This is a genomic window from Paractinoplanes polyasparticus (assembly GCF_019710575.1).
GTDB lineage: Bacteria > Actinomycetota > Actinomycetes > Mycobacteriales > Micromonosporaceae > Actinoplanes > Actinoplanes polyasparticus.
On sequence record NZ_JAHWFK010000058.1, the window covers coordinates 1 to 14,893 of the forward strand.

General features: G+C 68.6%; 17 protein-coding genes. 9 read left to right on the forward strand and 8 right to left on the reverse strand.

What is annotated here, in order from left to right; all coding sequences use genetic code 11:
• Window positions 1–435 (forward strand): TetR family transcriptional regulator C-terminal domain-containing protein (locus tag KXC43_RS43155; RefSeq protein ID WP_221382075.1); only part of this gene is annotated, 435 nt, incomplete at its 5' end.
• A 216-nt stretch (window positions 436–651) separates the two neighbouring features.
• Here KXC43_RS43155 and KXC43_RS43160 read toward each other — a convergent pair.
• Together KXC43_RS43160 and KXC43_RS43165 are read right to left on the reverse strand one after the other, a co-directional pair.
• Window positions 652–2,292: an alpha/beta hydrolase gene (locus tag KXC43_RS43160; protein ID WP_221382076.1), complete on the reverse strand. Its 1,641-nt coding sequence runs from the start codon at window positions 2,290–2,292 to the stop codon at window positions 652–654.
• A 114-nt stretch (window positions 2,293–2,406) separates the two neighbouring features.
• Window positions 2,407–2,796 carry a DUF2255 family protein gene (locus KXC43_RS43165; RefSeq protein WP_221382077.1) on the reverse strand — a complete coding sequence of 130 codons (390 nt, stop codon included), beginning with the start codon at window positions 2,794–2,796 and terminating at the stop codon, window positions 2,407–2,409.
• A gap of 175 nt (window positions 2,797–2,971) precedes the next feature.
• On the opposite strand from KXC43_RS43165, the gene KXC43_RS43170 reads away from it, so the two are divergent.
• Window positions 2,972–4,441, forward strand: coding sequence for an alpha/beta hydrolase (locus tag KXC43_RS43170; RefSeq protein WP_255645826.1), 1,470 nt, complete (start codon window positions 2,972–2,974; stop codon window positions 4,439–4,441).
• 158 nt (window positions 4,442–4,599) lie between these two features.
• Here KXC43_RS43170 and KXC43_RS43175 read toward each other — a convergent pair whose 3' ends face one another.
• Entirely contained in the window at window positions 4,600–5,112 is a 513-nt protein-coding gene (locus tag KXC43_RS43175; RefSeq protein ID WP_221382079.1) for a MarR family transcriptional regulator, read from the reverse strand.
• A gap of 64 nt (window positions 5,113–5,176) precedes the next feature.
• Here KXC43_RS43175 and KXC43_RS51910 point away from each other — a divergent pair, with 64 nt between their 5' ends.
• Genes KXC43_RS51910 through KXC43_RS43185 form a run of 3 tightly spaced genes read left to right on the forward strand, consistent with a single transcriptional unit; the run spans window position 5,177 to window position 6,485 of the window.
• Window positions 5,177–5,302: a hypothetical protein gene (locus tag KXC43_RS51910; RefSeq protein ID WP_255645810.1), complete on the forward strand. Its 126-nt coding sequence runs from the start codon at window positions 5,177–5,179 to the stop codon at window positions 5,300–5,302.
• On the forward strand, window positions 5,299–5,967 hold the full coding sequence (locus KXC43_RS43180; RefSeq protein WP_221382080.1) for an NAD(P)-dependent oxidoreductase: 669 nt from the start codon (window positions 5,299–5,301) through the stop codon (window positions 5,965–5,967). Before KXC43_RS51910 ends, KXC43_RS43180 begins: the two co-directional genes overlap by 4 nt.
• 2 nt (window positions 5,968–5,969) lie before the next feature.
• Window positions 5,970–6,485 carry an anthrone oxygenase family protein gene (locus tag KXC43_RS43185; RefSeq protein ID WP_255645811.1) on the forward strand — a complete coding sequence of 172 codons (516 nt, stop codon included), beginning with the start codon at window positions 5,970–5,972 and terminating at the stop codon, window positions 6,483–6,485.
• On the opposite strand, the gene KXC43_RS43190 is transcribed toward KXC43_RS43185, so the two are convergent.
• Together KXC43_RS43190 and KXC43_RS43195 are read right to left on the reverse strand one after the other, a co-directional pair.
• Complete coding sequence (locus KXC43_RS43190) at window positions 6,417–7,790, reverse strand: permease prefix domain 1-containing protein (RefSeq protein WP_221382081.1); 1,374 nt, start codon at window positions 7,788–7,790, stop codon at window positions 6,417–6,419. The genes KXC43_RS43185 and KXC43_RS43190 overlap by 69 nt on opposite strands.
• Window positions 7,787–8,152, reverse strand: coding sequence for a PadR family transcriptional regulator (locus KXC43_RS43195; RefSeq protein ID WP_438870953.1), 366 nt, complete (start codon window positions 8,150–8,152; stop codon window positions 7,787–7,789). The genes KXC43_RS43190 and KXC43_RS43195 overlap by 4 nt, the downstream gene beginning before the upstream one ends.
• 200 nt (window positions 8,153–8,352) lie before the next feature.
• Between KXC43_RS43195 and KXC43_RS43200 the strand changes: the two genes are divergently transcribed.
• Genes KXC43_RS43200 through KXC43_RS43215 form a run of 4 tightly spaced genes read left to right on the forward strand, consistent with a single transcriptional unit; the run spans window position 8,353 to window position 12,306 of the window.
• Window positions 8,353–10,458 carry an EAL domain-containing protein gene (locus tag KXC43_RS43200; protein ID WP_255645813.1) on the forward strand — a complete coding sequence of 702 codons (2,106 nt, stop codon included), beginning with the start codon at window positions 8,353–8,355 and terminating at the stop codon, window positions 10,456–10,458.
• Window positions 10,448–11,326, forward strand: a complete 879-nt coding sequence (locus tag KXC43_RS43205) for an alpha/beta fold hydrolase (RefSeq protein WP_221382083.1) — start codon at window positions 10,448–10,450, stop codon at window positions 11,324–11,326. Before KXC43_RS43200 ends, KXC43_RS43205 begins: the two co-directional genes overlap by 11 nt.
• 11 nt (window positions 11,327–11,337) lie before the next feature.
• Complete coding sequence (locus KXC43_RS43210; RefSeq protein WP_221382084.1) at window positions 11,338–11,856, forward strand: GNAT family N-acetyltransferase; 519 nt, start codon at window positions 11,338–11,340, stop codon at window positions 11,854–11,856.
• 30 nt (window positions 11,857–11,886) lie between these two features.
• On the forward strand, window positions 11,887–12,306 hold the full coding sequence (locus tag KXC43_RS43215) for a VOC family protein (protein WP_221382085.1): 420 nt from the start codon (window positions 11,887–11,889) through the stop codon (window positions 12,304–12,306).
• Here the strand turns inward: KXC43_RS43215 and msrA are convergent.
• The 3 genes from msrA to KXC43_RS43230 all read right to left on the reverse strand — a co-directional run bounded on the left by msrA (window position 12,303) and on the right by KXC43_RS43230 (window position 14,825).
• Window positions 12,303–12,806 (reverse strand): peptide-methionine (S)-S-oxide reductase MsrA, encoded by a 504-nt coding sequence (gene msrA / locus KXC43_RS43220; protein ID WP_221382086.1) that lies wholly within the window; start codon window positions 12,804–12,806, stop codon window positions 12,303–12,305. The two genes, KXC43_RS43215 and msrA, sit on opposite strands and share 4 nt — an antisense overlap.
• Before the next feature lie 566 nt (window positions 12,807–13,372).
• Window positions 13,373–13,774 carry a putative DNA binding domain-containing protein gene (locus tag KXC43_RS43225; protein WP_221382087.1) on the reverse strand — a complete coding sequence of 134 codons (402 nt, stop codon included), beginning with the start codon at window positions 13,772–13,774 and terminating at the stop codon, window positions 13,373–13,375.
• The gene (locus KXC43_RS43230) at window positions 13,752–14,825 is read right to left on the reverse strand and encodes an RNA/DNA-binding domain-containing protein (RefSeq protein ID WP_221382088.1); all 1,074 of its coding nucleotides are present in this window, start codon (window positions 14,823–14,825) and stop codon (window positions 13,752–13,754) included. The genes KXC43_RS43225 and KXC43_RS43230 overlap by 23 nt, the downstream gene beginning before the upstream one ends.
• Between the last annotated feature and the right edge of the window lie 68 nt (window positions 14,826–14,893).

Consider the following 14,893-nt stretch of genomic DNA (forward strand, 5'->3'; position numbering starts at 1 on the left):
CTGGCGCGCTACGCCGACGGCCCGGCGTCGTACGGTGCCGAGGCGGTGGTCGAGCCGACCGCCCGCGGGGTGGCCACTGTCTTCCTGCACGGTGCCGTCCGCAGCGCCACCCTGCCGGGATACCCGACCGGGTGCCTCAGCCTGCGGGCCTCGCTGATCGGCGGCGAGGACGGACAGGTGATCCGCGGGTTGCTGGCCGACTGGCGCGACGAGACCAGCGCCATGCTGCGTAAGCGTTTTCAGCGGGCCGTCGACGAGGGTGATCTGCCCGCGGAGACCGACCCGGCGCTGCTGACGAGATACGTCATGACGATCGGCAATGGTGTCGCGGTACAGGCCGCCGCCGGCGCCCCGCGCGACGAGCTCGAGCTGATCGCCGACGCCGTCCTGCAGAGCTGGCCGCCCGTGCTGGCCCGGCCGCAAGAAGAGCGGTGACCGGTGGGCGCCGCCCCCGTTGACTGCGCGGCCAGGGCCCGTTTGGAGCGTGACCCGTACGTCGGTGATCGTGTCCACAACGGACCGGCTCGGGGCTCGGGTGGAGGCGCCGTAGCCGGCCCGGGAGAACGTTACGAACCGCAGGCCACGCTCGTGCGTGGCCCGCTCGGCGACATCACGCTGGCCCGCGCCCGCTGACTCGGCGGACGCGGTCGTCTACCGGATGGCGTCACCCGATGGGCTCTGCCCCCCGGCAACGGGTGCCCAAGGCCGGTTGGCCGGAGGAAGCAGGTGCATGCCCCGGCCCTCAGCGAACGTCGGCGCCTCTCCCGTGAACGGCTGCGGGGCGTCGGCGCACACCGTGTCCCGGGCCGGCGGCTTGCCGGTCAGCAGGTAGGCATCGATCCAGGCGGTCGCGCAGGCGCCGCGTGCGTACGCGGTGTGGCCCCAGTTGTCGCTGGACAGCAGCCGCGAGTTGGGCAACAGCCGGCTCGTCGACACGGCGTTGGCGTAGTTGGTCGACGGGTCCCAGAAGCTGCCCACGACCAGCACGGGTGCCGCAGTGTGCCGGTTGAACGGGCCGGTGTAAGCGTCCTCGTCCCGCACTGTCCACGTGCTGCTCGCACACGCCGTGTCTTTCCAGACCAGTGCGCTGCCACCGAAGTACGGGGCAATCCGGTCGCGCATGGCCACGGCGGCCGGCCACTGCTCGGCTCGAGCCGGGAACCGGCCGTCGGTGCAGAGGACGCCCAGGACTGCCTCCAGACTGTTGTCGTACGGCGGGTCGGCGGCCGCCCCGAGCCGCCGCGCCAGGGCCGCCGTGTCGCCGTCGAGGGCGGCCCGGGTCTCCGCCGCGAGGGTGGTGACCTGTTCGCCCGCGGTCGGCAGATACATGGCCAGGTGGACGTCGGTGATGAAGCCCGCGTACGTGATGGTCCGGTCCCCGATCACCAGGGGCTTGGCCTTGAGCCGGCGGGTGATGGTGTCGAAGTTGCGCACCGGGTCGCCCGCCGCGAAGGCGCAGGCCGTCTCGCCGGCCCGGTCGCAGCGCCGCAGAATCTCGAACAGGGCCCGGGACGCGCCGCCGGAGGAGTTGATCCGCTCGTCGAGGATCTGCCGAGTGTTGCCGACCCAGCCGCGGGCATCGAGCACACCGTCGATGACCAGAGCGCGGAACCGGTCGGGAAACATGTTGGCGTAGTACTGACCGAGAACGCTGCCGTAGCTGAGGCCGAGGAACGTAAGTTTCTCGTCGCCGACTGCGCGGCGCAGCACGTCGTGATCGCGGGCCAGCTCGGCGGTGGACATCGCCCCGGCCAGGGGCCGACCGGTGGTCGAGCACGCCTGGCCGTACCGCTGGGAGCCCCGGACGAGCGCCTGCTTCTCGGCCTTGGTGACCGGGAACAGCTCGCCCAGGTCGCGCAGGACCGGCGCCTGCTGCTCGGCCGACGCGAAGCACCGCACGGGCCGGCTGGAGCCGACGCCACGCGGGTCGACGCCCACGATGTCGAAGCGATCGAGCAGCTCGTCGCTCATGAAGGCGGGCGCGAGGCGCGCGATCTGGGTGGCCGAGACGCCGGGGCCGCCCGGATTGAGGAACAGGCTACCGATCCGGTTGGCCTGATCCCGGGCCTTGACCCGCAGGACGGCGAGGTCGGTGGTGGCGCCGTGCGGCTGGTCGTAGTCGAGCGGCAGCTTCACGGTGGCGCACTCGGCGCTCTCGAAACAGGCCGACCAGTCCAGCCGGGGTGTCGGCACCGCGTCCACCTTGCGGCTCTCCGCGCTGCTGGTGCGATCCGGGCGGAGAGCGGTCTCCGCTGAGGCGCTGCTGGTGACACCGGCCAGTATCGCTGTCATACCTGCAACGAAAAGCCACCGTCTGGCGTTCATGGTTACTCCTTCGTCGGCGAGCGAGCAGCGCTGACGAAGACCAAACAGTATGTTGCCGGAACAGAGTCAAGACTGTCGAGCTCAGGCGAGCGGGGCCACGCGGAGTGTCGCCTCTCGCGCTTTGGGCTTGGTCATGCGGCGGACGCCGGAGTCGTTGCCGTAGCGGGCACGCAGGGCGTGGTCGACCTCGTCCTCCCGCCCGGTGTCGACGAGGAACGCGACCTTGATCCGCCGGCCGTCGACGTCGATCTCGCCCCGGCCCGAGCGGGTTGCCCCCCGGTACCAGCTGCCGCCGGTCCCGTTCAGCGAGCGGATGAGCTCGTCGCCACCGACGCGAACATGCCCGATCATGACGAAGGATCGCAGCGTCCCGTCCGGGCGGACGCCCGCGACGCGAATCAGCGGCGTGCTGTCGAGCACCGCCAGCTCGGCCGCGGTCCAGGCCCGTGTGTCCAACGGTTCAGTGCTCATGGATCTTCCTTGTATCCGGCGAAACAGACACCTGACGCCTCCACTGGACACTGTGTTCCAGGAACAGAGTCAAGTTTAAAAGTCTGATTTGTCATCGAGCTGACCCGCGGTGCGGCGGCGCCGGACGCTGTTTGACTTTGTCGCCGGAACACGGTTTGCACTCGTCAGCGTGAAGATGACACGAAAGCACGGTGCGGGCCTGGGACTGATCCTGACGATGACGACCGGCTTCGCAGGCGCCTGGGTCGCGTCGCCGGCCGCGAGCGCCGCCCCGCCCGCCTGGGGCGCCTGCCCCCAGGCGATCGCAGCGGCGGCGCCGACGATGCAGTGCTCGAGGGTGACGGTGCCGCTGGACTATCAGAAGCCGACAGGGGCGAAGATCGATCTGACGATCTCGCGGATCGCCAGCACCGATCCGGAGAAGCGACGCGGTGTGCTGCTGCTCAACCCGGGCGGCCCGGGCGTGAGTGGCCTGACCATGCCGTTCGACCTGGTCAACCGGGGAATCCCGAACACCGTCCTGGACACGTACGACCTGATCGGGCTCGACCCGCGCGGCGTCGGCCACTCGAGCCCGGTCGACTGCAAGTTCACCGTCGAGCAGAACTACCCCGGCAACATCCCGCCGTGGGCCGAGAACGCCGCTACCGTCGCCGCGGACGCCAAGGCGGCCAAGGCCGTCGCCGAACAGTGCGCGGCCAACGACACCGGCAACCGGATGGCTCACATGTCGACGGCCAACACAGCGCGGGACCTGGACCAGATCCGGCGCGCCCTGGGCGAGCCGAAGGCCAGCTTCTTCGGCGCCTCGTACGGGTCTGCCCTCGGCGCGGCGTACGCGTCGATGTTCCCGCGAACCACCGACCGGGTCATTCTCGACAGCAACCTCGGTGACACGGCTTTGACCCGGGAGAGCCAGCGCCGGTACGGGCTGGGCATGGAGCAGGCGTTCCCGGACTTCGCGCGGTGGCTGGCCGACCGGCACGGCGCGTACGGGCTGGGCCGCACCCCCAAGGACGTACGGCAAACCTACTTCGCGCTCGCGGAACGGCTCGACAGTCGGCCGGTGTCCGGCCTCGACGGGCGCTTCTTCCGGCAGTTCACGTACGTCAGTCTCTTCAACAAGTCGAGTTACGGCATCCTGGCACAGCTGTGGCAGTCGCTGAACGTCACCGGTCATGCGCCGGCCACCACGATGGCCGCGGCGGCCGCGCAACCGCACGCGCAGACCAACTTCTTGTCCTCGTTCCTGGCTGTGACTTGCAACGACAGCGTCTGGCCGAGCGAGGTCGGGGTGTATCAGCGCGATGTCGCCGAGGATCGAAAGAAGTTCCCGATGTTCGGCGCGGCCTCGGCCAACATCAGCCCGTGCGCGTTCTGGTCCCGCAAGTCGCCCGAGCCGCAGGCCGAGATCAACGACAACGGCCCGGTCAACATCCTGATCCTGCAGAACCGCCGGGACGTGGCGACGCCGTTGGTGGGCGCGCAGATCCTGCGGCGCGAGTTCGCCCAGCGGTCGCGTCTGGTGACGGTCGACGACAACCAGCACGGCGTCTACGTCTTCGGCGGCAACGCGTGCGCCCTCAACGTCGGCACCGCCTGGCTGGTCGAGGGCAAGCTTCCGCGGGACAGCAACTGCAGGTAAGGGCCGGCGACCGCGGTGTTCTGGGTTGAGGATTCGAGATGGTGCGGCCGGTCAGGCTCTGTCGTCGCTGTCGCCGTACCAGAGACCGGCGAGGACGCCGGCCCGGCTCAGCACGTCGAGCCGAGGCCGAGGCGGTGGCCGCATCAGCGGTGACGGTGTCATGGGCCCTGCTTTTGGGCGGTGGGTTGGCCGTTGTCAGCCAGGTTCTGGGCGGCGGTCTTACCGGCGCCGGCGGCTTTGTGCATGAAGTCGGCTAGTAGTTCGAGTTGGCTCTCGTCGTAGTCGGCGCAGATCTCGTCGAGCGCGGAGTTCATCCCGGAGTACAGGCGGAGCACCTCGCGGCCCCGGTCCGGCAGCGCTCGGATCAGCACCGCGCGGCGGTCTTGAACGTCGCGCTCCCGGGCTATCCAGCCGGCGCGCTCGAGGCGGTCGAGGATGCCGGTCAACGTGGCTGGGTGGACACCAGCCAGGCGGGCCAGAGCGGATGGACTCAGGGGGCCGTGCCGGCTGATCAGGTCGAGGCAGTCCAGATCGCCGTCCTTGACGGCGATCTTGTTGCTGACCTGGCGATTGAGTATCGACAACTCGTTGCGCAGGTCTCGTAGCGAGACCTTGATCTGCGTCGTGAGCCGGCGGCGACCACTGGCGCCACTAGATGATACGGAACTCATATGTTATCTTTCTCGAAGTATTTTCATATGACTTTCGTATGGTACGGCTTCGGAAGGAATCTTGATGCTTCTGTTCATCAGCGCCATCGGCGTCGTCGGGTGTGACATCGCCGTGCCGGGCCGCCCGGCCCGCAACTTCGCCGTCCGTGCGGCCGAACAAGGCGCCGCCCTCGCCGGAGGACACCGATGAGGCTCACCGTCATCGCTGCCACTGGTGGCATCGGGCGGCACTTGGTCGCGCAGGCGGTCGCAGCCGGGCACGAGGTCACCGCTGTGGCCCGGCGCCCGCGGGAACTGCCGGACGACGTTCGCGCGGTCGCCGTCGACCTGGCCCGGCCTGACCTGGCCGTGCTGACCTCGGCCGTACGCGGGGCCGACGCCGTCCTGTCCGCCCTCGGCCCGCGAAACCCGCGCGCCGACGCCGGCATCACGTCCCAAGGCACCCGCGCGGTCATCTCCGCGATGCTGGGTGCGCACGCACGGCGGATCGTCATCGTCAGCGCCGCACCGGTCGGACCGGTGCCGGCCCCCGGCCATCCGAAGCCACCCCGGCACGACCCCGGCGACGGCTTCTTCATGCGCTACCTGGGCATGCCACTGACCCACGCCATGTTCAGGCGGCACTACGCCGACCTCGCCGTCACTGAGCAGCTCCTGCGCGACAGCGGCCTGGAATGGACGATCTCCCGGCCGCCCAAACTCACCGACAAGCCGCTGACCGGCCGGTACCGCACCGCACTCAACCGCAACATCCGAGGGGGGTTCTCCGTGCCCCGCGCCGACGTCGCCCACCACATGCTCGCCACGATCAACCAGCCCGGCACCGTCGAGCAGGTCATCGGAATTGCGAGCTGAGCATGACCCTGACGAAGTGGGCACGTGTCACCAGTCTGCTGTTCACCGGGCTCTTCGCCGGATTCCTCACGGCAGTCCTCGTCCTCGAACTCTCGCTGCGAGGCTTCGACGGCTCCGTCTACGCCCAGATGCGGCTGGTCGAGCTCGACTCCCTCGACAAACTCGCCGCCGCCACGCTCCTCCCGGCATTGAGCATCACAGCATTGCTGGCCTACCGGACCCGCCGAACGAACAAGCGCCGGCCGACCCTGGCTGCGCTGGCCCTCCTGGTGCTCGTCGTCGGCCTCACGATCGCCGTCAACCTTCCGATCAACGCGGACCAACTCCATTGGAACACCGCAGCCCCACCCGCTGACTGGGCCGATGTCCGCGACCGCTGGCAGCTCGCCCACGCCACCCGTACGACGGCCGCGGTCCTGGCCTTCGCACTCCTGGCCACGGCCTGGGGGTCAGCGGAAGCTGAACAGCGGGGGCAGGAGCAGGACCACAGTCCAGAACCAGAGGGCGTAGACCGGTAGGTAGGAGGTCTGCCAGCGTTCGATGGCCGGGAACGTGCCGCGGCGGCGGACGAAACGCAGCAGCAGCCAGACCGACCAGGCCAGGTTGGCCAGCAGGACGATGTTCTCGCCCAGGGCGGCCACGTTGTTGGGGGTGGTGCCGTATTCGGCGATGCGGCCGGCCATGGTGTAGAGGACGAGGGCATCAATCACCAGCGCGCTCACCACCAGGGCCAGTTGCAGCACGTCGAACGGGCCTCGGGGGGCCTCCGGGTCGCGGGCCGACAGGGAGTAGAGGAGCAGGCCGAGGACAACTGCCAGCAGCAGGTCGAACATCACCAGCGTTTCCCGGTCGATCTCGATGCTCCGGCCGTTCCAGCCGATGGTGACCAGGAAGGCCAGCAACGCCACGGTGAACAGCGGGGTGAAGAGCTTGGTCAGGACCGGGGCGATGTTCTCGATGACGCCCTGTTTGACCTCGACCAGCCAGCCGGCGACGACGGTCGCGGCCACGAAGCCGCAGGGCACCACCCAGGTGCCGATCGCGGTGTCCGAGTCGACGCCGATCGCGTCGAAGATGCCGTACAGGAAGGCAATGAGGACCCCGCCGCCGAGGCCCATGAGCACCAGGTAGACGAACCACTCACCGGTGAAGCGGATGAAGTCCATCCGCCGCCGGGCCGAGCGCAGATCGTCGGAGACGTAGGCCAGACCGACCACCAGCCACAGGGCGATCGGCAGGTGCGTGGCCATCAGGCCGGCCGACTGGGAGTCCGCGTCGAGCGGGTAGCCGTTGGCCACCACGGCGCCGAGCACGAACAACGCGGCCAACGCACCGCCCACACCGGCGCTGGGGCGCCGCCGCCAGACCAGGAACGCCGCCAGCCAGGGCAGCGCGAACAGGGCCAGGTTGACGCTGTAGAACAGGCCGTCCTCGTTGAAGCCGCGTCCGAACAGCTCCGGAATCTTGACGGAGACGGCGGCCCCGAACGCGCATACCAGCATGGCGATCACGTCGCGCCGGGAGCGGCTCCGGCGTACCGGGTCGCCGGCCTCGCCGGTGAACATCAGCTGCTTCCATAGGCGCTCGGAATGCTCGCGGGCGAACTCGCGGGACAATTCGTCCAGGCCGCCCATCCGCTTGACCGCGATGAGGAACGCCTCGTCGGCGGCCAGCCCCTTCGAGACCAGCCCGTCGACCGAGCCCCGGAGGTGGTCCTCCAACTCGTCGGCGTCCGACTCGACCAGCTCCGGACGACGGCGCACGTGCTCCCGCCACAACGCGAACTGTGCCTCGAGCTCGTCCTTGCCGTCGGTGACCGTCACGCGTTGCCCTCCAGAGGGGTGAACTGGGGCCGGATCTCGGCGATGCTCGGCCAGACCTGCTGGAGCGCCTCGACGACCGTCCGCCACTGACGTTGCTGTTCGGCCAGTTCGGCCAGGCCCTGGCGAGTGATGCGGTAGTACTTGCGCCGCCGCTCCCCCGGGACCACCTGCCAGCTCGACTCGACGTGACCGAGACGCTCCAACCGGTGCAGCAGGGGGTAGAGGAGGCCTTCGGTCCAGTCCAGCTCGCCGCCGGACAGGTCACTGATCCGGCGCAGAATGGCGTACCCGTAGCTCTCGCCCTCGGCGAGGATGCCGAGCACGATAGGCGTCGCCGAAGCGGCCACCAGATCTTTGGTCACCCGCACGAGCACCCCCTCATACCTAGAAGTACGAGGCATAGTAGTTCTAGGTATGAGGGGGTGCAACAACGACCCGGCCGGCAGACCCTCCGCCTACTCAGTGGTGATCGATTTGATTGGGGCGGGTGGGTCGCTATCATCAGCGGACGCCGCACTCGGAAGCGCTCCAATGCGGGAGTGTTCGAAACCGGAGGCGTTGGATGGCGAATCAGCGCTTCGCGGTGATGGTAGGCGTCGACGACGCCGGCTCACTGCTGCGTTTCGCCGAGCGTGACGCCGAGGCCATGCGTGATCAGTTCGAGGCCGAGGGTTTCGAGACCTGCCTGTTCACGGGGCTGAACGCCACCGCCGGCGAGATCAAGGCGACGCTGCGTCAGGCCGTGATGCGGTCCGGGAAATCGGATGTTCTGGTGGTCTACTTCGCCGGTCGCACGGTCACTCCGGAGTGGAGTCGCGGCGCCGACACTTACCTCGTCACCCACGATCTCGACGAATCGGCCCTTTCCGAAAATCCCGATTCGGGCGTACGAATGGCATTCCTGGAACGGGACGTGCTGGAGTTCTTCGCCGGCTCCGCGGTGCTGTTCGTCGACGCCGTGGGCGACGCCCCCGAGGTGTCGCGGCCTGCCTACAGCGCCCTCACCTCGTACGCGGATGACGCCGCCACACGCGAGGACCCGGTCATCCGGCACGGCGTGCTGACCGCGCACATCCTCGCGACTCTGCACCGGCAGCCGAGCGTGACGTTCGGGTCACTGGCTCAGGCCGTACGCGAACAGGGTCTGACACCGCAGGCCATGAGCCCGCCCGGGGGCGACGCGGTCGTGCTGGCCGGGCCGGCCGACCAGCCCGGGCGGCCCGCCTCGCGCCCGCTGGCCAACCCGATGGACGCGGCCGCGGGCGAGATCCTGCACCTGATCAGCCGGCTCACCCACCACGCCCGGATGCCCCGGCACGCCGCCCCGCGCTCGGCCGGCAGCCGCGCCGAGGCCGGAGGGGCCGCGCCTTCCCGCGTCGAATACCTGCGCGCCGCCACCGACGCCCACTCGTCGGCCCTGCTCGAGTACACGGCGAACGGCTTCCAGACGATCGACTCGTCCAAGCGTTTCGACCTCGACGTGATCCGGCCGCTGCTGCGTTTCCCGGCCGGGGCCGACTGGTTCGGTCACACCGTGCACGACGACCATCGCACCGTTCTGTGCGTGCCGCTGCGCCTGGCCGAGGGCCGGTCCCTGCTGCTGGCGCTGGTCGACCCGGTCACCGACCTGCTGGGGCTCGGGCAGCCGCTCGCCAAGATCCTCGAGACGATCTGGCGTACGGACTTCGCGGCGTCCCCGGACGAGGCCGAGATCGAGGTGCTGACCGCCCTGCGGGACGCCTTCGGGCGGCTGCCCGTCCCGCTCTACGAACACTGCTTCGAGCTGTACCAGCGGGTCGTGGAGTCGTACTGCGTGGTCTTCCAGCCGGTCGTGACGCTCGGTAAGACGGCCCGGCGCGTCGGCGTGCACAGTTACGAGGCGCTGGCCCGCCGCTCGCCCAGCGACCAGCGCGCCCCGGTCGCCATGCTGCGGCTGGCCGAGGTGTGGGGCGACCGCTTCGTCGTCGAGCGCGACAAGGTGATCCTGCGGATGGCGTTGCGCGCGTACGCCCAGGCCCACGCCGAGGGCCCGTGGGCCCAGCCCAAGCCGGTCTCGGTCAATGTCGCCGTACGGTCGCTGCTCAGCGACGCGTACGTCGAGACGCTCCGCACGACGATCGCCGAACTCGCCATCGACCCCGAGACGGTGACCCTGGAGATCTCGGAGCAGGACCCGATCGAGCCCCGCCGCGGCGAGCAGTGGGCCGAGGCGCCGCACGCCTACTTCCACAACCGCCTGGCCGCGATCGCGCGCGACGTCGGGGTGGCGTTCGCGGTCGACGACTTCGGCGAGGGGTACGCGTCCCTGTCGCGCATGGCCGAGCTGCCGCTCACCCAGATCAAGGTCGACCGCGCGATCCTGCACCACCCGCTCGCGGCCAAGGAGTTGTCGCTGGTCATGGACACGGCCCGCTACGCCGGCCACGCCCCGCGCGTGGTCATCGTCGAGGGTGTCGACAACGAGTCCCCGCTGACCCTGCGCGAGATCTACGAGCAGCGCATCCGCCACGTGCAGGGCTACATCACGCGCCAGCCGGCCGCGCCCACGCTGAGCACGATCTCGCCCGAAACCAGCGAATACATCGCCGCCCTGGTCCGCGGCGACGACGAACACCGGGACACCCTGATCACCCGGGCCGACGACCTCCCGCTGCAACGTGGCGCCTGACCTCTACGTCCGCGAGTACGGACCGCCGGACGCGCCGGCGGTTCTCTTCCTGCACGGGGGTCCGGGCCAGGGTTCGTACGAGTTCGAGCAGCACCAGGCGCCCGTGCTGGCCACCCGGCTGCGGGTCGTCTGCCTCGACCAGCGGGGCGTCCTGCGGTCGGCGGCGCTGCCCGAGGACGCCACGGTGCGGCTCGACGACCTGGTGGCCGACTGCGAGACCGTACGCGAGGACCTGGGTCTTCCGGATTGGGCGGTGCTCGGCCAGTCGTTCGGCGGCATGCTCGCCCTGCGCTACGCGGTCGCCCATCCGGGGTCGGTGCGAGCCGTCGCCTTCGAGAACCCGGCCTGGGACCTCGGGCGCACCTGCCGGTCGCTGCTGGCGGCGTTCCTGGCCCACCCGTCGGCCGGGTCCCACCCCGAGGCGGTGGCGGCGGGCGAGGCGCTGCTGGCAAGCGCGCCGGACGACAAGACGCTGTGGAACAGCCTGATCGACGTGCTCGCCGGCTTCGGAGCTGACCGGGCCGCGATCTACACCCCCGACCTGGCCGCGCGGGGCCGCATCTGGGAGGTCCTGCAGGCAGCGCCGTTCGAGGCCGCCCAGTGGCAGCGCGGAGCCGACCACGCGACCCGGCTCGCCGAGGATCCGGCGTTCTTCGAACCCCACACGCCGCTCCTGGCCGGCCTGCGGCAACCGGCGCTCCTGATCAAGGGCGGCCTCGACCCGATCCCGAGCCCCGGCGAGGTGGCCGACTTCCGCCGCGCCCGTCCCGACGCCGTCGTACGGGTGTTCCCGGACTGCGGCCACTTCGTGCACGCGGAAGCGCCCGCCGAGTACGCCGCGGCCGTTTTTCGGTTGACGGGCGTGTGACGATCGGCGCGATGCCGACAACTGTGCGCTTTGTGCCCCTGCCGCCCCCCGTGCTGTCCGCCCTGCCCTCCGGTGACCTGGAAGCGGCCCGCGCGGCGACCGGCGTACCGCTGACCGAATGGTTCCTCAGCGATGAGATCACCTGGCTGTGGCGGATGCGCCTCGACCAGATCGCCGCCGACCCCCGCGCCGCGGACTGGATCGTCCGCGCCGCCGTCTCCGTCCCCGACGGCGCGGTCGTCGGCGCGGCCGGCTTCCACGGGCCACCCGACGACGACGGCATGGTCGAGGTCGGATACAGCACCGACCCCGCGTACCGCCGGCGCGGCTACGCCCGGGCCATGCTGACCGAACTGCTGCGCTGGGCCGCCGCCGCACCGGGCACGGCCACCGTGCGGGCCAGCATCAGGCCGGACAACGCGGCCTCCCTCGCCACCATCGCCGGCTTCGGCTTCACCCACGTGGGCGAGCAGTGGGACGAGCAGGACGGAACGGAGTACCTGTACGAAGTTCCGGTCCAACGGCCGTGATCTGACCGCAACGGCGGGCACGGTAGGGCCATGACCTCTTCGATCGACCGCGCGGGCTCCCGCATCGACCACCTGAACATCGCCGTGCCCGACCTGGCCGTCGCGGTGGCCTTCTACGAGCCGGTGCTGGGAGCCATCGGCATCACCAAGATGCTGGAAATCCCGCCGGACGCCACCCCGAACCAGCCGACCGCGATGACCGGCTTCGGCCTGGCCGGTGTGAAGCCGTACTTCTGGCTCATCGACGGCGGCGCCGTGGGCACCAACATGCACGTCGCCTTCACGGTCGACCGCCGCGACGAGGTGACCGTCTTCTACGAGGCGGCGCTGGCCGCCGGCGCCACCTCACTACTGGCGCCGGCAGCCCATCCCGAATATCACGCCGACTACTACGGGGCCTTCGTGCTCGACCCGCACGGCATCAACCTGGAAGCGGTCTGCCACGCCTAGCTGACGCGGTGCGGCAGCTTCCAGTCCGGCCGCGGGAAGTGGCAGGTGTAGCCGTCCGGGATCCGCTCCAGGTAGTCCTGGTGCTCCGGTTCGGCCTCCCAGAACGGTCCGGCCGCGGTCACCTCGGTCACCACCTTGCCCGGCCACAGCCCCGACGCCTCGACGTCCGCGATCGTGTCCTCGGCGACGCGCTTCTGCTCGTCGCTCTCGAAGAAGATCGCCGACCGGTAGCTGGTCCCGATGTCGTTGCCCTGCCGGTTCATCGTCGTCGGGTCGTGAATCTGAAAGAAGAACTCCAACAGGTCCCGGTACGAGGTCACGGCCGGATCAAAGGTGATCTCGATGGCCTCGGCATGCCCGTCGTGGTTGTAGTAGGTCGCGTTGGCCACGTTTCCCCCGGTATAGCCGACCCGGGTGGAAACCACCCCCGGCCGCCGCCGGATGAGGTCCTGCATCCCCCAGAAACAGCCCCCGGCCAGAATCGCCTTCTCCGTAGCCATGCCACCCACCTCGTCCGTCGCTGACTTACCCGCTCAAGCGTTACCCCTTGACCGCCCCACGGCTACTGTCACGTCGGTCACGCGATCGCCGCGTCGTCGAGGTAGACGGCCACAACCTCAGCCAGCAACGCCTGCTTGCCCTCGGCGACCGCCTCCTCCCAGCCGCCCCCTCGACGTACCCGGCCCGAATGTCCTGCCAGCGCGAGTAGCAGCCGTTCATTCCCCGCCCTCCTGCCACTGCGTTAGTCGAAGCACATTCCATACTGCTCATCCAGCGGTACGGCCGTCTGGTGCCACTTGTTCCACCCGCCGGCCTTGACCCCAGGACCACGACGCCAGAATTATATACGCTCCGTTACATTCGACAGTCGGGCATCAAGAACCCATCAAAGAAGACGACCTAGGTTTTCCCAGCTCAAGGCAGGTGTTAGGCACCACCGAACGAGCTGACGCATTTACTCATCAAGGAACTTGACCACCATGTGTAGCTATCGATTCTCACGCTCTGCGCTTGGCTCGATCCGGACGCACTTAGGCACGAAAGCCTCAGTCACTGCCTGACCAGGTCAAGAGGAGATACTCCCGTCGGGAGCCGCCCACCATGGCACATACTCGCGGAGCTTGACGGGCGCCCGGGGATCACGCAGGGCGATCAAGTGCTCATCGACAGCCTCCTTGATCAACCGAGAAGCCTTGGCGCTGTTGTGCGATGCGATCCCGAACCTCTCGCGTATCGACGCATTCGTCATCTTCTGCGCGCTGACATAGCGCAAGCATGCATGGAGGTAGACGGCTCGCACGCGGTCGGCACGGTCCATATGGCGCAGGTCTCGGTGGCTGTAGAGAGTGATCCGAGTGTGCTCCTGCGTAACCTCGACCAGCGGGGCCGGAAGCTGGTTGAAATCGATCTCGAACGCCACCTTGTCCCAGCCACTGCCGCGCTCTTCACAGAGCCCGCTGCGGCGCATCACTCTGCCCCATTCGCTCGTTACGGCTCACTGGAGGGCTGTCAACGAATCTCAGCGGATCCACCAGAGGCTGTCCTGGATTCGTGATCTCCATACGGTCGTCGAATATCTCCACCGTCGGCCCGCTACCTGTGATCAGAAAATCCTGATGGAGCAGAGCATTCGCCACGAGCTCACGGACAGCGAGTTCGGGATAGAGCTTCACAGTCTGTCGCAATGCCTGCCCGATCACCTCGTTCGAGGGAATCAACTCGTTGATGTATCGGATCAGTCCTGCGAATCCGCTGGCGTAGCCGTGTACGCCCTCCTGTTCCTTCACCGTCTCGACACGGCTGTTGCCGCGGTACTGGATGACCCGCACCGACTTACGGCGCAGCGCCGAGAACTCGTCGAGGTCATGCGCGAACAGCATGGCCCCCAGGTTGGTCAACGCCCAAGTGTGGGAGTCGTCGAGCTTCACCATGCCTTCTTGGGCGAGCGCGTCCAAGATTCCGGACCGGCTCTCGGGCAACGGCATCTTCATGACCCGGAAGTAGGAGGGATAGTCGAGCAATTGCACCACATCCGAAGGGCTCAATCCGTCCGCAGCAGTGCCGTCCTCGAAGGTGCCGAGCACGAACGACTTCCACATTCGTCGCTCCACGTCGGGATGCGCGCTGAGCTTCTTCTTGTAGGAGCCGATGCGGATGAACGCCTCGCTCTTGAAGGTCACCGGCCGCTGAGACGCTCGATCGATCTCCAGTACGACCACCGGCCTGCCGGCGACGGTGAGGCGGTGAAAGACGAAGTGGATCTGCGGGCTCAGGTGCCGAAGCAGCCAATTTTCGAGGTTCTCGTTGCCCACTTTGTTTTGGAGCGGGTCGAAGTCCGTCCCGATCACTGCGCGGGTGCCGTCCTCGATCCCCCAGAGGAGATATCCGCGATCATGGTTGGCCAAAGCGGCACCGTTTGCCAGCGCAGAGATGTAACTGCCGATCTCAGCAGCGTCGCAATTGCTTGCCTTGTCTTCCAACCACTCCGTCTCAGCTGGAAGTCTCAGCAGTTCTCCCACGAGCCGAGCAAGCTGTTCCGGAGATCGTGCCGGGCTCATCGACGTCCCCTTCCCGGGGCCGAGATTGT